The following is a 23,342-nucleotide window of genomic DNA, read 5'->3' as shown; positions in this document are numbered from 1 at the left end:
TAAATAATGAGCAATAGGTAATGAGTAATTTCATTACCTATTATTTTGTGCTAAATACATTCTCAGATTATAAAAGTTTCTAAAATAACAGAAATAAATCTTCCTCATCTGCAAAATGTGCGGAAAATAAATTATGGAAAACAACTTTCAAAATTTTCAGGTTTTCGATCTCAAAATCCCTGATTTTGGTGATTTAAAACTCGTGTCCATATCGCCAAAATATCTGCAGATTATTTTGCTGAACATTGTATTATTCTCGGTTTTCTTAATCGGAGTGATGGGGGTAGCTTTTTATTTTTTTTATTTTAATCTAAGTTCACTGGAGATATGGGCAATTGTAGTTGGAATTTTTCTGCTGATTGTTTTTCTGTTTTTAAATGCTGTGATTGGTTTTAAATTCAGAAAATATGCGATCCGTGAAAAAGATTTGGTGTATCAACATGGCTGGTTTAAGCGAACTTTAATGATTGTTCCCTTCAAAAGAATTCAGCATATCAAAGTAGAGCAGGGTTGGTTTTCTAAGATCTTAAACCTAAAATCAGTTGCAGTTTATACAGCTGGAGTGAGCGGCGGTGATATCACCATCAACGGCCTCCCAGAAGATATTGCAGAAGGAATTAATAATTTGATCCGTGATAGTATTTCGAAGGAAAAAACAGACAATGGAGGAGAAGCATAATTCTTTTTTTCAGCCTCAACGACAGTCGAAAACGGGCATTGTATTGCTTTTCTTATATAATGTAGGATTGGTCGTTAAAAACCTATGGGTTTTCATCATATTTTATTTTGTTAAAAATAAAGATATAGAACTCTGGATGATTATCATTTCGGTAATCGCAGTTTTATTGATTCTCATTGTTTCTGCGATTCTACAGTATTATCATTTTAAATATTACATCGATGATGAAAATGATGAATTTGTCATTCATCAGGGAATTATAAATACTTCAGTCACCAAAATTAAAAGAGAAAACATTCAGGAGGTTAATATTTCACAACCTTTTGTTCATCAGTTTTTTAATATTTACAAACTTGAAATTGACACACCCGGAAGTTCTGAGAAGGAAGTGAAAATTTCTGCTTTGACCAAACAGAATGCAGTAGATCTTAAAGAATATCTGCTGACGGAGAAACAAATAGAAAACGCTCCTGAGCAGGCTAATGAACTCAGAGAAATCAAAGAAAATAAAGAACAGCATCCGGTTAAAATCTCCACCGCAAATATCTTAAAATATGGAGTTACAGCCAATTATGTTCAGAGTTTTTTTGCGTTGGTCAGTTTGGTGATTTATGGTTTTTCTGAACTCAGTAATCTGCTCAAAAAAGTAGAATTTAAAACTCAATTAGATTACGACACGGTAGAATCTCAGTTTTTGGCATTCTCTGTTCCTATGATTTTAGGATTGGTTTTGATAGTCATTATTGTGGGTATAATAATTAATGCTGTTCGAACACTTATCAAATTTTTCAACTTTACAATCAATGAGAACAGGCAGAGTTTTTCTTTCGAGTATGGTTTGTTTAATACACGCAATTCAATTGTTAACAAATCGAAGGTGCAGGTCATCACAGAAACGCAAAACTGGATTCAGAAGAAATTGAATATTTCTTACGTGAAATTTCTTCAGATTGGAAAGAATGAGGAAGAAGATGAGAAAAATGTAGCTGCTGTTCCTGGAATTTCTAATTCTGAAAAAGTACAGCTGCTCTCAGCTATCTGGGAAGAAAATCCCACTTTTGCAGATTTTTTAAAACCAAATTTCAGACTAATACTGGTCAATACTTTTGAGTGGATTTGTGTGCCTTTGATATTGGTATTCCTGATAGAGAAAGACATTTTTATAAACTATTGGTTTTTAGTATTTATCCATATTGTTTTAGTAGAATTACTTATTTTAATTTCATTCCGCAATTTAAAATTATTTTTTAACGAAAGATTTATCAGACTAAAATCAGGAATTTGGGATATAAATCATAAAACTTTTGAGGTAGAAAAGCTTCAGACTGTAAAAATTTCTCAGTATTTTTGGCAAAGAAAAACAAACTTGGGAAGTATCACTTTTTATACATCTGCAGGACGCTTCAAAATAGTCGCTTTAGATTTTTTTAAATTAAAAAAACTGCTGAATTACTGTATCTATAAAATTGAAAATTCTAAGAATAATTAAATAAAAACTTGATGTCAGATTGGATAAAAGCTGCAAGGCTTAGAACATTACCGCTTTCCCTGAGCGGAATTATCATGGGGTCATTCATTGCAAAATGGAGACTCTGGGGCGAAGGTGGAACTTGGGACTGGAAAATTTTTGCTTTAGCACTTTTGGTTACTTTACTGTATCAGATTTTATCAAATTATGCCAACGATTACGGTGACGGAATAAAAGGAACGGATGCTAAAAGAGCTTCCGAAGCCGAAGCAAGAGCGGTAGCTTCAGGGAAAATTACAGCAAAACAAATGAGAAATGCTGTGATTTTATTCTCAGTATTATCTTTTGTGGCAACGGTTGCTTTGTTATACATCGCTTTCATTCCCGAATATATGAATGAATTTTATATTTTCATCGGATTAGGAGTGGCGAGTATTTTAGCGGCAATCGGTTATACAATTGGTAAAAAACCTTACGGATATATGGGATTGGGAGATCTTTTTGTATTTGTGTTTTTTGGTTTGGTTTCGGTTTGTGGAAGTTATTTTCTATTTACAAAAACATTCAGTTGGGATATGCTTTTGCCTGGAACAGCGGTGGGAATGATGAGTATGGCGGTTCTTAATCTCAATAACATGAGAGATATCGAGAGCGATAAATTATCAGGGAAAAATAGTTTCGCTTTGAGAATTGGTTTTAAAAATGCCATGATTTACGAAATGGTTTTACTGCAGTTCCCATTGATTTTAATCCTTATTTTTTTAGCTATAAACGGATTTTTACAGTCACAGAATTATTATGTTTTCATCGTGATGATTTTAATTATTCCATTTGCTAAACTGAGAAGAAAAATCATGGAAGTCAAAGAACCGAGGCAACTTGATCCATTCTTGAAGCAGGTTGGAATTCTTACCTTTATGATGGCTTTGTTTACAGCAATCGGTCTTAATCTTTTCAAATAATTAAAGATAATTTCCATACAGAATGGATAACCAAATAATAAGGATTACTAATCAAATATTATCAATTTTTATATTGATTTCCAGTCCATTTTTTATTTATTTGACTTCGATTACATTTATAGAAGATGGAGGTCCAATGGGATTTGGATATATAGTAATCCCATTTTTTATTATTTATATTTTGTTCATGATTCCGGCAATTATTTCTTTATTTAAGAAAAATCATTCCAATAAATTTTATTTTTTGATGAATATAGCTGGTTCTATTTATACAATGTTACTTCTAATTTTACTAATATAAATTAAAATGAAAATACAATACTTAGGACAAAACTGTTTTTTGTTCACTTACAAAGAGAAAACAATTCTTTGTGATCCTTTCTACAATTACAAAAAAGCTGAATCAGGATTTGATATTACAGCTCAGAAAATTGATTACATTTTAATCACTCACGCTCACGGAGATCACATTGCAGATGTAGGAGAAGTATTACAGCATTATCCTGAAGCTACCATTATTGGTCAGCCAGAAATCTGTGCGTACTTTAAAGAAGCTACAAATAAAGATGATGTGAACTTAGGAGGATCAGCAGAAATCGACGATCTTAAAATCTCTATGGTTCCGGCTCATCATACAAGTTCTTTTCCAGACGGAAGCTATGGTGGAGTTCCTGTAGGATACATTTTCAGACTTCCTGAAGGTAAGAATGTTTATTTGGCAGGAGATACAGGAGTAATGGCAGATATGCAGTTATTTCCACAATTATATGGAAATTTACACTTATCAATTCTTCCGATTGGTGGTCATTACACGATGTGTGCAAGAAAAGCAGCTTTTGCAGCTTCAGAATTACTGAAAACTCCAAAAGTGATCGGATGTCATTTTGATACTTTCCCGGCAATTGAGATCGATCATGAAAATGCAATGAATCAGTTTAAAGAAAAAAATGTTGAATTGATTCTTCCAAAATTGGGTGAAAATTTCGATATATAACAAAAAAAAATTAAGAGATTAAGTAATTTAAATAAAATCATCTTAATCTCTTAATTTAAAAAAATAAAAAATGGCAAGCTACCTAAATCACACCGCTACGACCAATTACCTTTGCTGCGTTCCCACCCTGGAGGGTTCTCAGGAGCTGGTTGTTTAGGACTTGCCGTTGCAAAGATAGGAATTAATTGTAAACTTAAAAATATTATTAAAGAAAAAATCTTAGAAAAATCCTTTATCAAAGCTAAACTGCTGAAATTTAGAGCAATATTTTTTAAGAAATTTTCTAAAAATTAGAATTATGACGAAAAGTCCAGTAATCTTAGGAATTTTGCTTTATGCTGCTACAATGGTGATCTTTTTTGTAGTTTATTTCCTCTTCTCAGGCGTTGAGTATTTTGATACTTCATTGAAAGTCAATGCTTTCGTTTTACCAATTTTTTATGCACTTACAGCTTTTTGGTCTGTAAAATCCCGTTGGAATACTCATAGAATGGGTTTCAGAGAAGCTTTTAAAAGAGCTTTTGTTCCGATGTTTGTCGGCGGAATTTTATCAATTGTAAGCATTTTTTCTTTCTTAAATTTTATCGATACTGATGCAAAAGATCTTCTTAATTACCAATATGTTCAGAGACAAAAGTCAGAATTAGATAAAGAATATCTTTCTGCAAAAAAGATTTTGAAACATCAAAAAGACATCGACGAGCTCGAGCAAAAATATCAGGAAGGTCTTCAGAGATTTGACCCTAAAACAGTTAAGGGAAAAGATATGTTGACAGCAAGTCATTTTTCAGGATATTTTGCATCAATTCTTATATTTTACGTAGTTTTGTCAGTATTTTTCGGGGCATTTTTCAGAAAGAAAACAATGCCTGAAGAAATCATTGAAGAGTAATTTTTTATTGAAATTAAATGAATTTATCTATAGTTATTCCGTTGCTTAACGAGGAAGAATCTCTCGAAGAGCTTTTTACAAGAATTGATAATGTTTGTAAAACCAGTAACTTATCTTATGAGGTATGGTTTATCGACGACGGAAGTACAGATCTATCGTGGAGCATTATTGAGAATTTGAAAGTGCAGCATCCACAGATCCACGGAATAAAATTTTCCAAAAATTACGGAAAATCACAAGCTTTACACGCAGCTTTTGCAAGAACCAACGGTGATGTAATCATTACCATGGATGCCGACCTACAGGATTTTCCGGAAGAAATTCCTGAGCTGTACAGAATGGTGATTGAAGATAATTACGACATTGTTTCCGGCTGGAAAAAGAAGCGTTTTGACAATGTGATGACCAAAAATGTGCCTTCAAAACTCTTCAATGCTGCAGCAAGAAAAGTTTCCGGAGTGTATTTGCATGACTTCAACTGTGGTCTGAAAGCTTATAAAAAACAGGTTGTAAAATCAATTGATGTGTACGGAGATATGCACCGTTACATTCCTGTTTTGGCGGCGAATGCAGGTTTCAGAAGAATTACAGAGAAAGAAGTTCCGCATCAGGCAAGACCTTACGGAACCTCAAAATTTGGGACAGAAAGATTCGTTCGCGGATTTTTAGATTTGGTAACCCTTTGGTTTGTAAGCCGTTTTGGCGGAAGACCAATGCATTTCTTTGGAGCAGTTGGAACCATCATGTTTATCGTAGGTTTTCTCTCTGCATTTTGGTTAGGAGTTTCAAAATTGATTGATGTTGCAAGAGGAATTTACGGACATTTAATCACGAATAATCCATGGTTTTTTATTGCATTAACTATGATGTTGATGGGAACTTTGCTTTTCATTGCAGGATTTTTGGGTGAAATGATTATCCGAACCAACAGAGAGCATAAGAATTATAATATTGACGAAGTGATATAAGATATTTATTATGAAAATTAAAATTAAGAATTTTGGACCCATAAAGGATGGAATTCTAGAAAATAATGGTTGGATTGATATAAAAAAAGTCACATTATTTATAGGTGATCAAGGCTCTGGAAAAAGTACAATAGCTAAATTAATTTCAACATTTATGTGGATTGAAAAGGCTTTAGTTAGGGGTGATTTTGATGAAAAATGGTTAGAAAGAAAAAACAGATTGAAAAATTATTTCTTTAAATATCATCGGCTTGAAAACTATTTTAACCATCCTGATAATTCTGTTATAGAGTATGTTGGAGATGCTTTTCATTTTATTTATGAAAAAAACACTCTTAAAGTTATAACTGTATTAGGTGATAATTATAAACTTCCGCAAATTATGTATGTTCCAGCTGAAAGGAATTTTATATCGTATGTTAAATCGGCAAACGAATTAAAACTCTCATCGGAATCTTTACAAGAATTTTTAACAGAGTTTGATAATGCTTTAAATTCCTTAAATAGTAGGTTTGAATTACCAATTGATAATCTTATTGTTGAGTATGATAAACAGCATAAAATAATTAATATTAAAAACAAAGATCATAAAGTAAGATTATCAGAATCCTCTAGTGGAATTCAATCCTTAGTTCCACTATATTTAGTATCTAATTTTCTTTCTAATTCCATTAAAATTTCTTCTGAAAATAAAGAGTCTATGAGTTCACAGGAACAAAATAGGTTTAAAAATATTGTCGTGGAAATTTACAATAATGATAATTTAACTATTGAACAGAAAAGGCTTGCTGTATCTGCATTATCAGAGAGATTTAATAAAAAAACATTTATTAATATTGTTGAAGAACCTGAACAAAATCTTTTTCCTCTATCACAATGGAAAATGTTAAGTAGTTTGTTAGTTTTAAATAATTTAGTTTTAAATAATAAATTAATAATGACATCTCATAGTCCATATATTGTTAATTACCTAAGTATATCTGTACAGGCTAGAGAATTAATAGATAAAATTAATGATAAAGATCAAAAAGATAAGATTGCTAATGTTATAAATCTTAATTCAACGATATCATCTAGAGAAATTTCTATATATGAATTAAATAATGGTCTAATAAGCAAATTGTCGGATTATGAAGGAATCCCTTCAGATAATAATTATTTAAATTTAATGCTAAAGAAAGGAAATGAAATTTTTGATCAACTATTAGAAATTGAAGAAGAATTATGAGTTTAAATTTTTTTGATAATAGTTGTCAAGAAATTCCAATCAATAAGAAACTATTCGGCATCCGCGATGATATTGATGGAATTAAGGCTTATATTGATGAAAATAATCCTGATGATTGGGCTGCAACTGTTAAAAATGAAAAGGGCAACAATGGTGAAGGATATAATATTCTTTTTACGGCAATAGATAAATGTGTTCTAAATGATGTTGAATATCCTAATCGAGGTAGATGTGAAGGAATGCTTACTACTGAAAAGCACCTTTTTTTATTAGAATTAAAAGATAGAGCAAAACTACATAGTGGAGATATGTTAATACAATTAGAGAGTACTATCAATTTTCTTAACGAGTTTCATCCAAATGAATTAAGCAATTATAAACATAAAAAGGTTTTTGGTTGTAACAAAAAAAAGAAAGGTATATTCTATGAAATTGATAACGAGTTACAAAAAAAATTTTTTGATAAATATAAATTTAGAATAGATATTCAAACTGATATAGTTCTTGTTTAGTATACTGAAATGAAAAATACAATTTACACTATATTATTGTTGACAATAATTTCCTGCGGAAAAATTTCCCCAAAAGGAAATTTAGAGAAAAAAGAAATTGATGTGGAAGAATTTGTCAATTTAGATTTAGACGGAAAATTTCGTGTATTTTACGCAAGAGGACCGAAGAATTTTGTTGAAATTGAAACCTATCCGAATATTGCTGATAATCTGGATGTTGACGTAGATGAAAAAACACTTTCTATCAAAGAAGGCAGAGGAACAAAAGGTGTAGATTTCTACAATGTGACTATTTATTCGAAATACAATCTGGAAAAAGTTTCTCTTTCAGATTCTGTGGAAATGAATATTTCAAGCGAAATTAAAACCGATAATTTTAGACTCAATTTAAAAAATAATGCTACTTTTATGGGTTCAGTGAATACAAGAAGAGCAGAAGTGGAAATGCTGAACAGAAGCCGTGCCAATTTTTTGGGTGAAACTAAAGATGCACTGATAAAAATCTCAGATACAGCAAGTTTGATCGCGCCATATTGGAAAATCGCGAATCTGAACATTGATTCTAAAAATGGAAATTATGCAGAAGTTAATGTAAAGGATTCATTAAAGGGAAATATACAAAATACAGCTAAATTTTTGTATTACAATGATCCGATCAGAGCTTTTAAGGTTGAAAAAACTACAAAAGTTGAGAATAAAAAACTTCAGTAGAATTTCTAAAATGTATTTAGATAACTAGATGAAAACTCTTTTACTATTTTTAATCCTGATCGCAACGTCCTCAACATCTTGTGTGTCAACGAAAGTAAGTTTCAAAAATAATTATGATTATTCTGTTTTAAGAAATAATTCAAAATATATTATTGAAACAAAAGACGGAAATAAAATAAGACAGTTTGAATTTTTAAAACAAACCGAAAATTTAATTGTTGGAAAACAAGAAAATTCAGAAGTTCAGATTGAAAAAGGTAATATTAATAAAATTTTAAAGCAAAGTGCAGGAAAAACAATTCCTCTTATCGTAGGAATAGTAGGAGTTGCTGTTGTAATACCTGCCTATACTGATAATAAACCTGTTGGACAATAATAAATAAACTATAAATAATGTCAGAAATATCAACCATTGATAAAGCTAAATTATGGCTTTCAGATACATTTGATCAGGAAACGAAAGATGCTGTTCAAGCATTAATCGACAGCAATTCTCCAGACCTTGAAGATTCTTTTTACAGAGAATTGGAGTTTGGTACAGGAGGAATGCGTGGAATTATGGGTGTTGGAACTAATCGTTTAAATAAATACACGTTAGGTCAAGCAACACAGGGACTTGCGAATTATATGTTACAGCAATTTCATGGTGAAGAAACCGAAGGTTCGGCGAAGTCAGAGACGAGCCAAATTAGTGTTGCGATTGCTTATGACGTAAGAAATAACTCAAAAGAATTCGGAAAACTTGTTGCTGATGTTTTAACGGCAAACGGAATTAAGGTTCTTCTTTTTAAAGATCACAGACCAACTCCGGAATTATCTCTCACCGTTCGTGACAGAAAATGTAACGGAGGGATTGTATTGACAGCTTCTCACAATCCACCAGAATATAATGGTTACAAAGTATACTGGAATGATGGAGCGCAAATCGTTCCGCCGCATGATGAAGCGATTATCAATGAAGTATATTCTGTGAAATTTGAAGAAATTAAATTTGACGGAAATGATGATCTGATCGAATGGATCGGAGAGGAGCAGGATGATGTTTATATCGATGCCTGTATCGAAAATTCTACTTACCAAGATGTTGGAAAAGGAAATTTAAATATCGTTTTCACATCAATCCATGGAACGACTTATACAACAGTTCCCAAAGCTTTGGAAAAGGCAGGCTTCAAAAAAGTTGATTTGGTTAAAGAACAAATGATTCCAAGTGGAAATTTCCCAACGGTAGATTCTCCGAATCCGGAAGAACCTGCAGCTTTGGAAATGGCAATGGATTTAGCTAAAATCACCAACGCAGACATCGTAATCGGGACTGATCCGGATGGTGACAGATTGGGAATTGCAGTAAGAAATCTTGAAGGTGAAATTCAGTTATTAAATGGAAATCAGTGTAATACGATTTTAACGTATTATATTTTAGACCAATTAAAAAAGCAAAATAAAATTATAGGAAAAGAATTTATCGGTTCTACAATCGTGACTTCAGATATTTTCTTTGACATTGCTAAAAAATTCGGTGTTGACTGCAAAGTTGGATTGACAGGTTTCAAATGGATCGGAAAAATGATCCGTGATTTCGAAGGTCAGGAAAAATTCATTTGCGGTGGTGAAGAAAGTTTCGGATTTATGACAGGAGATTTTGTGCGTGATAAAGATTCTTGCGGAAGCATCATTTTAGCCTGCGAAATTGCGGCTTGGTGCAAAGCCAACGGAAAAACAATGTACGAATATCTGATTGAGATTTATCAGGACACAGGAATGTATTACGAAGGCTTGATCAACGTTACGAAAAAAGGTAGAGAAGGTGCAGAAGAAATTCAGAATATGATGAAAAATTTCCGTGAAAATCCTCCAAAATCATTGGCTGGATCTTTAGTAGAAGAAGTGAAAGATTTCAAAGAGCAGACTAATTTTGTAGTTTCTGAAAATCAAAAACATGTGATGAATGATATTCCAAAATCAAATGTTTTGATCTATTACACACAAGACGGAACAAAAGTGTGCGTAAGACCTTCAGGAACAGAGCCAAAGATCAAATTTTACGTTTCTGTAAAACAAGATTTAAACTCAAAAGAAGATTTTAAAGCAACATTAAAATCTTTAGAACAAAAAATAGAAGAAGTAAGAAAAGATCTTCAGTTAAATTAATATAATTAGTTATAAGTTTTGAATTATAAATTATGAGTGAGAGCATTGTTGGTAAGAAAAGTTTTGATTTCGCTGTAATTATTGTCAATTTTTATAGAAAGTTTACAGTTGATAAAAAAGAATATGTTTTATCTAAACAACTTTTACGATCAGGAACTTCAGTAGGAGCAAATGTACGTGAAGCCTTAAATGCGCAAAGTAGATTAGATTTTATACATAAATTATCCATCTCTCAAAAAGAATGTGACAAAACAATTTATTGGCTAGAACTTTTATATGAAACTCAATATATTTCAAAAGAAGAATTTGAAAAGTTAAAAAATCCAGCAATGGAAATTTTGAAAATATTGAGAAGCATTATTATAACCACGAAGAGTAAAAACTCATAATTCATAATTAATAACTTATAACATTTAACATCTAATATATAAAAAGTGAAAGTTTCAAAATTAGCGGCGAACCTGATCGGTTCTGAAATTGTAAAAATTGGTAATGAAGTAAATGATCTTAAGGCAAAAGGAGCAGAAATAGCCAACCTTACTATTGGCGATCTGAATTCTAATCTGTATCCGATTCCGGCAGAGTTGAAAGAAGAAATTCAGAAAGCGTATCAGAATAATTTAACGAATTATCCGCCTGCAAACGGACTTTTATCTTTAAGAAAAGAAGTTTCCAACGATCTTAAAAGAAGATGGAATCTTGATTATGACGCGAATGATGTTTTGATCACAGCAGGTTCAAGACCATTGATTTACGCTGTTTATAAAGTGATTGTTGATGAAGGTGATAAAGTAATTTATCCGACACCGTCTTGGAATAACAATCATTACGCATATTTGACTTCAGCAGATGCAATTGAGGTAAAAACTACTCCCGAAAATAACTTTTTACCGACAGCAGAAGAGCTTAAGCCACATTTGAGCGGAGCTGTTTTATTGGCACTTTGTTCTCCGTTAAACCCTACAGGAACAATGTTTACGGAAGAACAGCTTTCAGAAATTTGTCAGCTTGTTTTAGAAGAAAACAAAAGAAGAGGAGCAGACGAAAAGCCGTTGTATATAATGTATGATCAAATTTATTCGAATCTTACTTTTGGTGCAAAACACGTTGATCCCGTTTCACTTTTCCCTGAAATGAGAGAATTTACTATTTATATTGACGGTATTTCAAAATGTCTTGCTGCAACCGGAGTGCGTGTTGGTTGGGGATTTGGCCCTGCAAATATCATTGATAAAATGAAAGCACTTCTTACTCACGTTGGAGCTTGGGCGCCAAAACCTGAGCAGGAAGCTACTGCGAAATATTATCAAAACTCTGATAATGTAGATACTTTCGTAAACGAATTTAAAGGAAAACTTGAAGCAAGTCTAAAAGTTCTTCACAATGGAATTCAGGATTTGAAAGGAAAAGGACTTGCTGTAGAAAGCATCGAACCGATGGGAGCACTGTACTTAACAATCAAATTAGATTACATAGGAAAAACAAAACCTGATGGAGCTCTTATCGAAAGTTCTTCAGACTTAGTATTTTATTTAATCAATGAAGCTGGAGTTGCTTTAGTTCCTTTCTCAGCTTTCGGTGAAGCCAAATCTGAGCCTTGGTTCAGAGCTTCTGTGGGTGGTTTGGATATCACTGAAATTGAAGTAATGATGCCGAAATTGGAACATGCTTTAAATAATTTGAAATAAATTAAAAATTTTTTTTAATTTTATAAAATGTTGATTCTTTCATTAGAGTCAACATTTTTTTAACTTAATTAACACAAATGAACAACGAAAAAAATGATTCCAACAATGGGTTGGATTCTCAACCCCACGGTGAAACCCCTCAGAATCAGTATGATTTTTCCGAATCTGCACATTCTCTTGCAGAAAATTCTAATATTAATTCTGAAGAAAAAATTCCTTTACCTGAAGAAACAAATCAGGGTTCTCAACCAATCGAAACTAAAAAGAAAAACCCCTACAAAATTGCATTTTATGCTTTAGGAAGTGTTATTATTCTCGGATCTGCATCTTTTTTTGGATATAAATATATGAAACAGAAAGAAATTCCTGTTGAAATAAACCAATGCCTCGATACAGATACCAAAGTTTATGATGCTTACAAAGATGCGGTAGTATTGATCAAACATCAATACGGCTATTTTGCGAAAATAAACGGAAAAGAATTTCAACTTACAGTTCCGGAAGCTACGGAAGAAACTATCTATGGAACAGGTTTTTTTATTGATAGAGAAGGTTCTCTACTGACAAACACTCATGTTTTGCAACCTTGGAGTTCTAATGACGCACAAAACGAGAAGATTCAAACCAACATTTCAAATATGAGGATGAAAATTGCGTCAATTCTCACGACTGATATTTCGGAAGACGGGTACGAAAGTTTTATTCTCCGAAATTGGGAAAATGCAAGTGCAAATCAAGAAGAAGAAGAAGGTGAGTATTCTGAAAATGACGGAGAATCAGAAAATAATTCAGGAGAAGAATTCGTAACTTCCTCTGACTCTCAAATTGATTCTACAACTGCGGTGACGGATATTGCGGCTTCAATTCCTCAAAAAGAATATATTTCTGGAGAAAATATTGAAGTTTACATGAAAACAATTGATATTTCTGTAGCATTGCATGATTCCAATGAAGAATGGCTGAATTGTAATATTGTAAAAATTTCAGATGATGCAAATATTGATTTGGGAATATTACAGCTTCTTGACAAAAAGACTCCTGAAAGCGTTACCAATATTATTAATATGGATAATATGATCAGTGACGATAAGTCATTAAAACCTGGAGAAAAGGCAATTATGATAGGTTATCCTCTCGGTGTAGATTTGGCGCAGACCAATTCAGGAATTAAAGTGCAGCTTTACAACGGACAGATTAGTAAAGAATCAGACGGAAATAAAATTCAGTACAGTATTACTTCCACACACGGAGCAAGCGGCGCGCCGGTTTTTAATAAATGCGGTCAATTGATTGCCGTTAATTTCAGTGGAGTAGATGAGATTCAGGGATTTAATTTCGGAATTGTTGCCAAACAAATAAATACTATCTTTAAAACTAATGTTGGTGAAATAAAATCTAATAATTAAAAAACAAGAAACACATTTTTTATATGAATAAAATTTTAAACATCTGTGCATTAATGATTTTCAGTGCAGTTTTTTCACAGATTCCCATTTTGGAAATTGAAAATCAGAAAAAACATCCTGTCATTTTGCAAGAAGCAAAAATCGACACTAAAATTTTGGGAAATCTTGCAACAACCACCGCAACATATACTTTTTACAATCTGAGCAGCAGAATTTTAGAAGGGAAATTGACTTTTCCGCTTCCTGAAGGAGTAAGTGTAAGTGGTTATGCCTTAGATATTAATGGAAAACTCAGAAATGCAGTTCCTGTTCCGAAAGAAAGAGCAAAAGAAGTTTTTGAAAGTGTTGAGAGACGAAATGTAGATCCAGGAATTATTGAAAAAGTGGAAGGAAATAATTTCAGAACGAGAATTTATCCGATTCCACAGAATGGAAGCAGAACAGTTCAAATTACTTATCATCAGGAACTGAAGAATTTAGCTTCTGATTATCAGTATTTTTTAAGCTTTGTCAACGCAACGACCATTCCGAAATTTAGTTTGAATGTTTCGATTCATGAGAATACTTCAGTTCCGAAAATTTTAGAAAATCCAGATGGAAATTTTACTTTTCAGAAACAGGGAAATCAATGGATTGCAGAAATTCATAAAGACAATTTCACGCCTCATGAAAGTTTTAAAATAACAATTCCAAAGACGAACCAATCTGCGAATGTGCTATTTCAGAAAGCTTCGGATAACAAATCTTATTTTGCAACAAGCATTGCAATGAATTTTCCTGTAAAAGAAAAACCAAAATCTCAAAAAATCGCCATTATTTGGGACAATTCTTTTAGCGGATCAAAAAGAAATCGAGATAAAGAACTTGATTTCCTAAATGCTTATTTTGCTGATAATAAAGATGTTTTGGTATCTTTTGTCTTATTAAATAATACTTTAGAGAAGACAGAAGAATTTACAATAACATCAGGAAACTGGAGTCAATTGAAAAGCAAAATTCTAAATGTAAAATACGATGGTGGAACTGATTTTGGAGCTTTAAAAGAAATTCCGAATGTTGAAGAATATCTTTTATTTTCTGACGGAATTTCAAATTTTGGAGATCTTTCAATAAAATTCAAAAAATCACTAAACAGCATCTCAAGTACACCAACTTCTGATTTTAATACGCTTAAACTTTTATCTTCACAATCTGGCGGAAATTTTATCAATTTAAATGAATTAAATACAGATTCAGCTCTAAAAACATATAAAAAACTTCCCGTAAAGTTTTTAGGATTTAAAGAAAATCCGGTGATTCAGGATATATTTCCAACAGTAGGTTCTGCGGTTAATGAGCCTGTCAATATTTTCGGAATTTCATCTTCAAACTTGGGAAAACTCACTGCTGTTTTTTCTGTCGGAAATGATCATTATGAAGTTCCTGTAGATTTTAATGTAGGTTCTCAGGTTGAAAATTGGCAGATTGCTCAGTTTTGGGCTCAGAGAAAAATCAATGAGCTGGAACTGAATTCTACCCAAAACAGAAATGAAATAAAAAATATCAGCGAACAATTCGGTGTAGTGAGTAAAAATACAAGTTTGATTGTTTTGGAAGATATCAATGATTACGTTCGCTACAAAATCGATCCACCACAGGAATTGCAGGCAGAATATCAAAAAATCGTTTCTCAGAATAAAGGACGAATTTTAGAACAGCGAAGAAATCTTTTATCTAAAGCTTTTGACAAAACCAAAGAATTAAAAACTTGGTGGAAAACAGAATTTAAACCATCAGAAGAAAAAAAATATCCGAAAATTTCTAATCAATCGGCAAGAGATACTACAGATAATAGACGACTTGAAGAAGTTGTAGTTGTAGGTGCTTTAGGAATTAAAAGAAATGAAGTTTCAAGCTCTAATAAAATGGTAGGGTCTGAAGCAAAACCTAAAGGGAAAATTACTTTAGTTGACGTTGAAAGCAAAGAAGAATACATGAAAGATTTTCAAAATCTGCAATCTGCTGAAGTCATTTATCAAAAATATTTGGAAAACCGTTCAAAATACGAAAAGCAGGTTTCTTATTACTTTGATATTTCTAAATTGCTTTTCAAAAAAGGAGATAAAGCACTCTCATTGAAAGTTTTAAGTACATTGGCTGAGCTGGATTTGGAAAACGAAGAATTGTACAAAACCATATATTATCTTCTGAAACAGCGTGGTCATTATGACAAAGAACTTTGGATCACGCAGAAAATTCTGGAATGGCGACCGTTCGATTCCCAGAGCCACAGAGATTATGCTTTGGCTTTGGTTGATAATAAAAGACCACAGGAAGCTCTGAATGTTTATAAATCCTTACTGTATCAGGAATTTACAGATGAAATTTCCATGAGAGACAACGGAATTGAAGAAATTCTGATCATGGAAATCAATAATATTCTGAGGCAGAACAAAAATGTTGACGGAAGCAAGATTGATGATCGTCTGAAAGCAGATCTTCCGGTTGATATTCGGGTTGTAATCAATTGGAACAAAGACAATACAGACATTGATCTTTGGGTAACAGATCCTCGTGGAGAAGATTGTTCTTACGGTCACAAATCCACTCAAATCGGAGGTAGATTGAGCAACGACTTTACACAAGGTTTTGGTCCGGAACAGTTTTTACTAAAAAAAGCGGTCAAAGGAAAGTATAAAATCAAAACCAATTTCTTTGGTGAAAGACAAAATATGCTTTCGGGGCCTACAACCGTGATGGCAGAAGTTTATCTCTACTATTCAGACGGGAGACAGGAGCGGAAAATTGCAGTTTTCCAGAGTCAGAAAGAAAATAAACGTGAAAGTGACAGCAAAATTCTAATAGGAGAATTTGAGTTTTAGAAAAAATCATATAAATTGCCGAAGATTTGTACTTCGGCATTTTTTATGGAAGTTTAAGGCAATATTCATGACCAGGTTTATTTTTATGGCAGCTTTTTCCGCCTGAAGTTTATCCTGAGTTTATCGAAGGGCTCCCGCTTTTTTACCTCGCTATCTGAGCGTAGTCGAAGGCAGCAAGGCAATAAGAGCTCCGCTCAAGTCGGGCTGCAAACGTTTCGTTTTTTGTACAATTTAAGTTTTAACTAGAAAGTAAAGAAAATATATGAAAATTATCGCCGTCATTCCCGCACGTTACGAAGCAAGCCGTTTTCCGGGAAAACTGATGCAGATTTTAGGAGAAAAAACCGTCATCACAACAACCTATCAGAATGTTGTGGAAACAGGTTTATTTGATGAAGTTTTTGTAGCGACAGACTCTGAAATTATTTTTGAAGAAATTAATAATAATGGTGGAAAAGCTGTAATGACAGGTCAACACGAAACGGGAAGCGACCGTATTGCTGAAGCCGTGCAAAACATCGATTGTGATATCGTTATCAATGTTCAGGGGGACGAACCGTTTCTTAAATTAGAACCTCTGAAGCAACTGATTGAAGTTTTTAAACAAGATGATAATCAGGAAATTTCTTTAGCATCTCTGAAAATTCAACTTACTGAAAAAGAAGAAATTGAAAATCCGAATAACGTAAAAGTAATTACTGATAATAATGGTTTTGCTTTATATTTCAGCCGTTCTGTAATTCCTTTTCACAGGGAAATTTCTTATGATATCAGTTATTTCAAACATATCGGAGTATATGCTTTCAGAAAACATGCTTTGCTTCAGTTTTCAAAATTAGAAATGAAACCTTTAGAAATTTCAGAAAAAATAGAATGCATCCGTTATCTTGAATATGGCATGAAAATCAAACTGATAGAAACCAATTTCATCGGAGTAGGAATTGACACGCCGGAAGATCTTGAAAAAGCAAGAAAGCTGATATAGTTTAAAAGAGCCAAGTAAACAGTTTGATGTAAAAACTAAAAATGCCAACACATTAGAAAATTGGAATATTTTGTTACACTGTTAGATTTCTACATTGTTACATTAACAAAGAAAGACTTATATTTGAATTTATAAATTGATTGAATGAAGAAATTACTCTTAGTACTCGTCCTGATATTTTCGCAACTATCTTTTGCACAGACAGCCAAAGAAATCATTGATAAAAACATCGAATTGTCCGGAGGATTAACGAGTTGGAAGCTTTTAAATTCAGTATTGCTTCAAGGGAAAGTAATTTTAGGAATTAAAGATGAATATCCTATTAAAATTTATCAGCAACGCCCGAATTTTACCAAAACTGTACTTACCATCAGCGGAAAGGAAACTGCTATTGAAGGATATGACGGCAGTAAAGGTTATGCAATGAATTATGCAACCAACAAACTTCAGGTTTATCCTGATTATATTACCGAAAGTTTTGACAATGATTTTATCGATTGGGAAAATAAAGGTTTTGAGGCTAAATATTTAGGAAAAGAAAAAGTAGGAGATATTTATTGTCATAAGGTTGAACTCACAAAAAACGTCAATAAAAATCTATATTATTTCGATACAAAAACATACATGCTTTTAAAAGAAGTAAAAAGAGAAGAAACGTTGACTTATTCTGATTATAAAAAGGTAGGAAACTTATTGATGCCCTTCAGAATCGAGTCTTCAAGCACAAAAAAAGACGGAGATTTTGTGATGCTTTTAAACAAAGTAGAAATCAACAAAGTTTTCCCTGCCAATATTTTTAAGTTTTAAAATCATCATTAATATTAAATCTAATGAAAAAATTATTTATCATGCTGCTTTCATTTGTGGCATTTTTCAACAGTTGTGCACAGAAAAAAAGCTCATCCAAATCTAAAAGTAAAGAACTTATGGGAAAAACAATATATGATTACAAAGTCGAAGCTTTGGAAGAAGGGAAAGAAATCAATTTTGCCGATTTTAAAGGAAAGAAAATCTTGATCGTAAACACCGCTTCAGAATGTGGTTTTACTCCTCAATATGCTGATCTTGAGAAGCTTTCAAATGAATATAAAGATAAATTGGTGGTTATAGGATTTCCTGCAAATAATTTTGGCGGACAGGAACCGGGAACCAATGTTGAAATCGGAGCTTTTTGTCAGAAAAATTATGGAGTGACTTTTCCATTGGCAGCAAAAGTTTCTGTAAAAGGTGATGACACCGCTCCAATCTTTAAATATTTAACAGAAAAAGAACTTAACGGAGTAAAAAACACAACTATACTTTGGAATTTTACGAAGTTTTTAGTTGATGAAAACGGTAAGTTAGTTGACACTTTTGTAAGCACTACAAAACCTACTGACAAAGCGATTACTAAGTATTTGCAGTAGAATTAAAATAAATTATTAAATTTATGAAGTGGATTTTATCCACTTTTTTTATTTAAAAAATTATGAAAAAACTAGTAACTCTTTTTATTGTATTTCTTTCCATAAATGTATTTTCACAGGAAAATTATTTTTCAGGAAAAACAAATTATTGTACTCCTCAAAAAGAGGAATCAAAGAAAAATTTTGAAATTTCTTTTTTAGCGCTTAAATATCCCAAATATTATGGAGGATATACCAACCTTCTAATGAAAGTTGTAAAAGAAGATCCTGGTTATTGTGATGCCTATTTTATGGCAGGGTATTTTTTTAGATTGCAGGATATGCATAAAGAAGCATTGGCTTTGTACTACATTGCAGACAGTTTAGCACAGAATAAAGCTCCAATATTTAAACAAAATCTTGCAATACAATTCATGAGATTTGGAAAAGCGGATAAAGCGAGAGCAAAGTATGAAGAAATGGTGAAATATTTTCCAACCAATCCTGAAGGTTTTTATGGAATCGCAAACACTTCAATAATTTTATCTGATTATGATAAAGGATTGGAGAATTTGAAAAAAGCAGAAGAATTATATCAAACTTCAGGAGGTGTAAATAATGATGTAAAGTATATGTATGGAATGCTTAATTGTCTTAAAGGAAATTATGAAAAAAGTTTACCATACTTAGACGAAGTATATTCTACCTACAAAAAAGATGAAAATTATTTATCACTATATGCTTTGGCACAAATAAAAGTTGGTAAGAGTACTAACGATGAAAAATTAATTAAGAAAGCAAAAAAGACCTATGAAAAAATAAAAGATAAACCTCTTGTTGAAGATATTTCAATAAAATTAAAAGAGGAATTTTCTTAAATTTCAGAGTATAATAAATTCAACTTCGTGCAGAATAGCAATAATTATTAGGTGCTATTTGGAGAACGGAGTCGAAATATTTTATCATTAATTATTCTTAATCATTGCTTTTCTCCGCAAATCCAAAAATATTACCCAGTTTTATACTCGAATAACCATTGCTTTTTATTTTTGAAGAATTGACCATTGCTTTGGCTAAGACCTCTGTTGGCAGTGGTTTCTGACTTTCAAAAAGTCCGATTTTGTTGGCAAATTTAATAATTCTGCTTCCAAGAACTTCTCCTGTTCGTTCAGAGTCTTTTCGTTCTAACATTCCAGGTTTGAAAATCGTAATTTTATTGAAATGTAACTGTTTTACAGCTTCTTCCAATTCGCCTTTCATTTTAGAATAAAAAATTTTAGACTTCGGATTGGCTCCATAAGCTGAAACCAAAACATAATCATCGACATCATTTTCTTTGGCAGCTTTTGCAAATTCGTATTGATAATCAAAATCAACTTTTTTCTGTGCTTCCTTGCTTCCGGCATCTTTTAGAGTCGTTCCCAAACAAGAAAACGCAACATCACCTTTTACAAAACTTTTCCATTCTTCGGGTTTTTCAAAGTTGACAACATGAACTTTCAGTTTATCATTTTGAAGATTGAGTGGTTTTCTTACGAAAACATTCACTTCTTCGAAGTCTCTATCATTTAATAATTGTTGAACCAAGTCTTTTCCTGTAGCGCCTGTTGCACCGATTACCAAAGCTTTCATAATAATTGTGATTAATTCTGATGTAATTTTCTCTTTTAAATTTACTAAATTTGAAACTAATATCAATCATTATTAATCATTTATTAAAATTCATGAATGCCAACGAAATTCTGGAATATGGTCTTGCTAAAAAGGGCGTAACTGAAAGTTTTCCTTTTGATAAGGAAACATTGGTTATGAAAGTAGGGACAAAAATGTTTCTGCTCATGTCTCTGGAAAAGCAACCTTTGACAATCGCCGTAAAAACCGATCCTGAATGGAGTGCAGAACTCCGTGAGCAACATCCACAAATTACCGGAGCTTATCACATGAATAAAATTCATTGGAATTCTGTCTCAATTGATGGTCTGAAAAAAGAATTGATTTTAAAAATGATCGATCATTCCTATGATTTAATTTTTAAATCTTTGACAAAGAAGGCGAAAGAGGAAATTGAGAATTCTTAAAATTATTTTTCATTCAATATAATCTGATTATTCTTATTTATTAGTGATTTATTTTTAATTATAAGTATTTAAAAATTAGCTATTTAAAATAATAAATTTATCAATAAAAAGTGATAATAACTATTGTATTTTTCACTTTTTCTTTTTTCTTTTTTCTTTTTTCTTTGAAGCGTTAAAACCAAATGCGCAAAAAGTTTAAACACAAATTTATTTATTAATTAAAAATTTTATTAAAATGAAAAATTTCAAAAAATTATCTCGAAATTAGCTTAAAACTGTAACAGCAGGTCAAGTTTGGTTTGCGGATACTTCTTGTGGTGTACAAGCTACAACAACTCAAAATTGGACTGCAGCAGAAGCAGATGCATGGCGTGAAAGGCTTGAAGCAAATTATTGTAAGACTCCAACATATTCTGGTAACGATGTTAAACATTTAGCATCTAATTAAGCTAATTTTGTGCACTTATAGTGAAAAATCATTTCCTGTAAGTGCCATTTTTATAATAAAAAATTTTATGCATATTAATAAAAAATTATTCCAGCTATTAATACTATTATTTATTTCTTTTTCTTTTACTCAATCATATGCACAAGATACTATAGTTGGTGAATTTACTTATCTACTAAAAGCAAAATTTGATTTGCGAACTGATTATAGGGATCAAGAACTTTTTTCATTACAAATAACTGATAATCATGCATTTTTTGCAAGTGTAATATCGTTGAAGGGTGATTCTGTAATGGCGAATTCTGGAACGTCGACAAAAAATTCTGATGGAAGTATAACTCTTGGTTGGAAAAAAGGAGTAGTGATTCCAAAAACAGATTTTAATTTTACTATTATTCAATCAAATGATAATATACAGTATTTCGATTCAGTTGGAATGTCGTTACTTACCTATAAAGAACCTGTAATAAAGAATTGGAAACTCATAGATGAAACAAAAATCATCAATACTATTAACTGTAAAAAAGCAGAAGTTACTTTTAAAGGAAGAAACTGGATTGCATGGTATTCCCCAGAAATTCCTTTTCCATATGGTCCTATGAAATTTAGCGGATTACCCGGATTAATTATAAAAATAACTGATGATAAAGGTGATTTTGATTTTGAACTGGTAAAATCTGTATCTGATACTCAACTAAAAGGTAAATTAGTAAATATCAAGAAAAGTAGATATACTAATGCTATTGAAACAACACAGGCGAAATTAAGACAAGCACAAAAAAATGCTGATGCTAATGCCGCTGGTGTACTAGCAAGCTATGGAACCACGATTATAAAAGGGCAGGAAATGATAAGGGAAAGAGAAAAAGCAAGAGAAGAAAATAAAAAATACGCAAACCCACTTGAATTAGAGAACTAAAAGATAAAACTCTTCGTCAGTTTTTTATCCTCATCCAATCTTTCAATCAATTTTTCTAAACTTTCAAATTTGATTTCTTCGTGCAGGAAATCTCTGAATTTTACGGTGATATTTTGATCATAAATATCTCCCTCAAAATCAAGAATATAAACTTCAACGGTTAATTTTTCTCCATTGACGGTTGGGTTGGTTCCCACACTCAGCATTCCTTTGTATTGTTGACCTTTTACAAAAACTTCAACAATGTAAGCTCCTTTTTTCGGTAAAAGTTTAATTGATTCAGTCTCAATATTAGCAGTTGGATATCCAATCGTTCTTCCTAATTTTTTTCCATGAACCACCGTTCCTGAAATCGAGTAGGAGTAGCCTAACATCTCATTGGCATCTTTTATATTTCCTTCTAAAAGAGCATTTCTTATTTTGGTAGAGCTGATATTATTTTCGTGAATGTTGATAGCTTCCATTTGTTCGACCTCAAAATCCAGTTCTGCTGACAGTTTTTGAAGCAGTTCAAAATTTCCGCTTTTGTTTTTTCCGAAAGAATGATCGTAACCGATGATCAGATATTTTACATTTAGTTGATCAATTAAAATCTGACGTACAAATTCTTCTCCGGTAAGATTTCTGAATTCATCATCAAATTCTTTTACAAATAAATTATGGATGTTGTATTTTTCCATCAGAAATTTTTTCTCCTCGATGGTGTTGAGAAGTTTTAAATCTTCATTTGGATTAAATACAAACCTGGGATGTGGCCAGAAGGTAAGGATTGCCGTTTCTAAATCATTCTCAGAACCAACTTTTTTCAGCTCGTCAATAATATATTTATGACCAAGATGTACACCGTCAAACATACCTAAAGATAATGCTAAAGGCTTTTCAGAGTGGTAATCTTTAAAATTCTTGAAGATATTCAAAACGGAAAAATTTTGACAGCAAATATAAACATAATGTAACAATGTATCGATATAACAATTTACCAATGTTTTCAACCGCAAAATGATTGG

23 protein-coding genes and 1 other RNA gene are annotated in these 23,342 nt (G+C 32.0%); 21 read left to right on the top strand and 3 right to left on the bottom strand.

Features of this window, described 5'->3' with window-relative positions; translation table 11 throughout:
• Nucleotides 1-133: 133 nt before the first annotated feature.
• The 4 genes from NZ698_RS05740 (at nt 134) to NZ698_RS05725 (ending at nt 4,103) form a co-directional block, all read left to right on the top strand.
• Nucleotides 134-679, top strand: a complete 546-nt coding sequence (locus NZ698_RS05740) for a PH domain-containing protein (RefSeq protein ID WP_263002122.1) — start codon at nt 134-136, stop codon at nt 677-679.
• Nucleotides 663-2,168, top strand: coding sequence for a PH domain-containing protein (locus NZ698_RS05735; RefSeq protein WP_263002121.1), 1,506 nt, complete (start codon nt 663-665; stop codon nt 2,166-2,168). Before NZ698_RS05740 ends, NZ698_RS05735 begins: the two co-directional genes overlap by 17 nt.
• 11 nt (nt 2,169-2,179) lie before the next feature.
• Complete coding sequence (gene menA, locus NZ698_RS05730) at nt 2,180-3,109, top strand: 1,4-dihydroxy-2-naphthoate octaprenyltransferase (protein WP_263002120.1); 930 nt, start codon at nt 2,180-2,182, stop codon at nt 3,107-3,109.
• Between the two features lie 307 nt (nt 3,110-3,416).
• Nucleotides 3,417-4,103 (top strand): metal-dependent hydrolase, encoded by a 687-nt coding sequence (locus NZ698_RS05725; protein WP_263002119.1) that lies wholly within the window; start codon nt 3,417-3,419, stop codon nt 4,101-4,103.
• A 68-nt stretch (nt 4,104-4,171) separates the two neighbouring features.
• On the opposite strand, the gene ffs is transcribed toward NZ698_RS05725, so the two are convergent.
• An RNA gene (gene ffs / locus NZ698_RS05720) (signal recognition particle sRNA small type) lies at nt 4,172-4,269 on the bottom strand.
• A 132-nt stretch (nt 4,270-4,401) separates the two neighbouring features.
• On the opposite strand from ffs, the gene NZ698_RS05715 reads away from it, so the two are divergent.
• The 15 genes from NZ698_RS05715 (at nt 4,402) to NZ698_RS05645 (ending at nt 19,768) form a co-directional block, all read left to right on the top strand.
• Nucleotides 4,402-4,995 (top strand): DUF4199 domain-containing protein, encoded by a 594-nt coding sequence (locus NZ698_RS05715; protein WP_263002118.1) that lies wholly within the window; start codon nt 4,402-4,404, stop codon nt 4,993-4,995.
• Nucleotides 4,996-5,012: 17 nt separating this feature from the next.
• Nucleotides 5,013-5,963 (top strand): glycosyltransferase family 2 protein, encoded by a 951-nt coding sequence (locus NZ698_RS05710; RefSeq protein ID WP_263002117.1) that lies wholly within the window; start codon nt 5,013-5,015, stop codon nt 5,961-5,963.
• Between the two features lie 10 nt (nt 5,964-5,973).
• Nucleotides 5,974-7,191 carry an ATP-binding protein gene (locus tag NZ698_RS05705; protein ID WP_263002116.1) on the top strand — a complete coding sequence of 406 codons (1,218 nt, stop codon included), beginning with the start codon at nt 5,974-5,976 and terminating at the stop codon, nt 7,189-7,191.
• Nucleotides 7,188-7,703 carry a hypothetical protein gene (locus NZ698_RS05700; RefSeq protein ID WP_263002115.1) on the top strand — a complete coding sequence of 172 codons (516 nt, stop codon included), beginning with the start codon at nt 7,188-7,190 and terminating at the stop codon, nt 7,701-7,703. The genes NZ698_RS05705 and NZ698_RS05700 overlap by 4 nt, the downstream gene beginning before the upstream one ends.
• Nucleotides 7,704-7,712: 9 nt before the next feature.
• Nucleotides 7,713-8,414: a GIN domain-containing protein gene (locus tag NZ698_RS05695; protein WP_263002114.1), complete on the top strand. Its 702-nt coding sequence runs from the start codon at nt 7,713-7,715 to the stop codon at nt 8,412-8,414.
• Nucleotides 8,415-8,442: 28 nt separating this feature from the next.
• Nucleotides 8,443-8,790: a hypothetical protein gene (locus NZ698_RS05690; RefSeq protein WP_263002113.1), complete on the top strand. Its 348-nt coding sequence runs from the start codon at nt 8,443-8,445 to the stop codon at nt 8,788-8,790.
• A 26-nt stretch (nt 8,791-8,816) separates the two neighbouring features.
• Nucleotides 8,817-10,565, top strand: coding sequence for a phospho-sugar mutase (locus NZ698_RS05685; protein ID WP_263002606.1), 1,749 nt, complete (start codon nt 8,817-8,819; stop codon nt 10,563-10,565).
• A gap of 32 nt (nt 10,566-10,597) precedes the next feature.
• On the top strand, nt 10,598-10,954 hold the full coding sequence (locus tag NZ698_RS05680) for a four helix bundle protein (RefSeq protein WP_263002112.1): 357 nt from the start codon (nt 10,598-10,600) through the stop codon (nt 10,952-10,954).
• A 45-nt stretch (nt 10,955-10,999) separates the two neighbouring features.
• Complete coding sequence (locus NZ698_RS05675) at nt 11,000-12,253, top strand: pyridoxal phosphate-dependent aminotransferase (protein ID WP_263002111.1); 1,254 nt, start codon at nt 11,000-11,002, stop codon at nt 12,251-12,253.
• A gap of 77 nt (nt 12,254-12,330) precedes the next feature.
• Complete coding sequence (locus NZ698_RS05670) at nt 12,331-13,659, top strand: S1 family peptidase (protein WP_263002110.1); 1,329 nt, start codon at nt 12,331-12,333, stop codon at nt 13,657-13,659.
• A 23-nt stretch (nt 13,660-13,682) separates the two neighbouring features.
• Nucleotides 13,683-16,520 (top strand): DUF2135 domain-containing protein, encoded by a 2,838-nt coding sequence (locus tag NZ698_RS05665; RefSeq protein ID WP_263002109.1) that lies wholly within the window; start codon nt 13,683-13,685, stop codon nt 16,518-16,520.
• Between the two features lie 262 nt (nt 16,521-16,782).
• Nucleotides 16,783-17,505 (top strand): 3-deoxy-manno-octulosonate cytidylyltransferase, encoded by a 723-nt coding sequence (kdsB, locus tag NZ698_RS05660; protein WP_263002108.1) that lies wholly within the window; start codon nt 16,783-16,785, stop codon nt 17,503-17,505.
• A gap of 144 nt (nt 17,506-17,649) precedes the next feature.
• A complete protein-coding gene (locus tag NZ698_RS05655) occupies nt 17,650-18,312 on the top strand; it encodes an outer membrane lipoprotein-sorting protein (protein ID WP_263002107.1) in 663 nt (220 codons plus the stop codon).
• A gap of 23 nt (nt 18,313-18,335) precedes the next feature.
• Nucleotides 18,336-18,911 carry a glutathione peroxidase gene (locus tag NZ698_RS05650; protein WP_263002106.1) on the top strand — a complete coding sequence of 192 codons (576 nt, stop codon included), beginning with the start codon at nt 18,336-18,338 and terminating at the stop codon, nt 18,909-18,911.
• Nucleotides 18,912-18,973: 62 nt separating this feature from the next.
• Nucleotides 18,974-19,768 carry a tetratricopeptide repeat protein gene (locus NZ698_RS05645; protein ID WP_263002105.1) on the top strand — a complete coding sequence of 265 codons (795 nt, stop codon included), beginning with the start codon at nt 18,974-18,976 and terminating at the stop codon, nt 19,766-19,768.
• Between the two features lie 97 nt (nt 19,769-19,865).
• On the opposite strand, the gene NZ698_RS05640 is transcribed toward NZ698_RS05645, so the two are convergent.
• Entirely contained in the window at nt 19,866-20,522 is a 657-nt protein-coding gene (locus NZ698_RS05640) for an NAD(P)H-binding protein (protein WP_263002104.1), read from the bottom strand.
• 92 nt (nt 20,523-20,614) lie between these two features.
• Between NZ698_RS05640 and NZ698_RS05635 the strand changes: the two genes are divergently transcribed.
• Both NZ698_RS05635 and NZ698_RS05630 read left to right on the top strand, forming a co-directional pair.
• A complete protein-coding gene (locus NZ698_RS05635; protein ID WP_263002605.1) occupies nt 20,615-20,968 on the top strand; it encodes an MmcQ/YjbR family DNA-binding protein in 354 nt (117 codons plus the stop codon).
• Between the two features lie 515 nt (nt 20,969-21,483).
• Nucleotides 21,484-22,335, top strand: a complete 852-nt coding sequence (locus NZ698_RS05630) for a GLPGLI family protein (protein ID WP_263002103.1) — start codon at nt 21,484-21,486, stop codon at nt 22,333-22,335.
• On the opposite strand, the gene NZ698_RS05625 is transcribed toward NZ698_RS05630, so the two are convergent.
• Nucleotides 22,332-23,252 carry a bifunctional riboflavin kinase/FAD synthetase gene (locus NZ698_RS05625; protein WP_263002102.1) on the bottom strand — a complete coding sequence of 307 codons (921 nt, stop codon included), beginning with the start codon at nt 23,250-23,252 and terminating at the stop codon, nt 22,332-22,334. The two genes, NZ698_RS05630 and NZ698_RS05625, sit on opposite strands and share 4 nt — an antisense overlap.
• Between the last annotated feature and the right edge of the window lie 90 nt (nt 23,253-23,342).

The sequence above is a fragment of the Chryseobacterium edaphi genome, assembly GCF_025628985.1.
In the GTDB taxonomy this organism is placed as follows: domain Bacteria; phylum Bacteroidota; class Bacteroidia; order Flavobacteriales; family Weeksellaceae; genus Chryseobacterium; species Chryseobacterium edaphi.
Note: the sequence above shows the minus strand (reverse complement) of the source record. Positions and strands in the feature narration are given on the sequence as shown.

Coding starts and splice junctions, on each gene's coding strand:
- NZ698_RS05740 (WP_263002122.1), top strand. CDS start 134: ATGGAAAACAACTTTCAAAATTTTCAGGTTTTCGATCTCAAAATCCCT.
- NZ698_RS05735 (WP_263002121.1), top strand. CDS start 663: ATGGAGGAGAAGCATAATTCTTTTTTTCAGCCTCAACGACAGTCGAAA.
- menA (WP_263002120.1), top strand. CDS start 2,180: ATGTCAGATTGGATAAAAGCTGCAAGGCTTAGAACATTACCGCTTTCC.
- NZ698_RS05725 (WP_263002119.1), top strand. CDS start 3,417: ATGAAAATACAATACTTAGGACAAAACTGTTTTTTGTTCACTTACAAA.
- NZ698_RS05715 (WP_263002118.1), top strand. CDS start 4,402: ATGACGAAAAGTCCAGTAATCTTAGGAATTTTGCTTTATGCTGCTACA.
- NZ698_RS05710 (WP_263002117.1), top strand. CDS start 5,013: ATGAATTTATCTATAGTTATTCCGTTGCTTAACGAGGAAGAATCTCTC.
- NZ698_RS05705 (WP_263002116.1), top strand. CDS start 5,974: ATGAAAATTAAAATTAAGAATTTTGGACCCATAAAGGATGGAATTCTA.
- NZ698_RS05700 (WP_263002115.1), top strand. CDS start 7,188: ATGAGTTTAAATTTTTTTGATAATAGTTGTCAAGAAATTCCAATCAAT.
- NZ698_RS05695 (WP_263002114.1), top strand. CDS start 7,713: ATGAAAAATACAATTTACACTATATTATTGTTGACAATAATTTCCTGC.
- NZ698_RS05690 (WP_263002113.1), top strand. CDS start 8,443: ATGAAAACTCTTTTACTATTTTTAATCCTGATCGCAACGTCCTCAACA.
- NZ698_RS05680 (WP_263002112.1), top strand. CDS start 10,598: ATGAGTGAGAGCATTGTTGGTAAGAAAAGTTTTGATTTCGCTGTAATT.
- NZ698_RS05670 (WP_263002110.1), top strand. CDS start 12,331: ATGAACAACGAAAAAAATGATTCCAACAATGGGTTGGATTCTCAACCC.
- NZ698_RS05665 (WP_263002109.1), top strand. CDS start 13,683: ATGAATAAAATTTTAAACATCTGTGCATTAATGATTTTCAGTGCAGTT.
- kdsB (WP_263002108.1), top strand. CDS start 16,783: ATGAAAATTATCGCCGTCATTCCCGCACGTTACGAAGCAAGCCGTTTT.
- NZ698_RS05655 (WP_263002107.1), top strand. CDS start 17,650: ATGAAGAAATTACTCTTAGTACTCGTCCTGATATTTTCGCAACTATCT.
- NZ698_RS05650 (WP_263002106.1), top strand. CDS start 18,336: ATGAAAAAATTATTTATCATGCTGCTTTCATTTGTGGCATTTTTCAAC.
- NZ698_RS05645 (WP_263002105.1), top strand. CDS start 18,974: ATGAAAAAACTAGTAACTCTTTTTATTGTATTTCTTTCCATAAATGTA.
- NZ698_RS05640 (WP_263002104.1), bottom strand. CDS start 20,522: ATGAAAGCTTTGGTAATCGGTGCAACAGGCGCTACAGGAAAAGACTTG.
- NZ698_RS05635 (WP_263002605.1), top strand. CDS start 20,615: ATGAATGCCAACGAAATTCTGGAATATGGTCTTGCTAAAAAGGGCGTA.
- NZ698_RS05630 (WP_263002103.1), top strand. CDS start 21,484: ATGCATATTAATAAAAAATTATTCCAGCTATTAATACTATTATTTATT.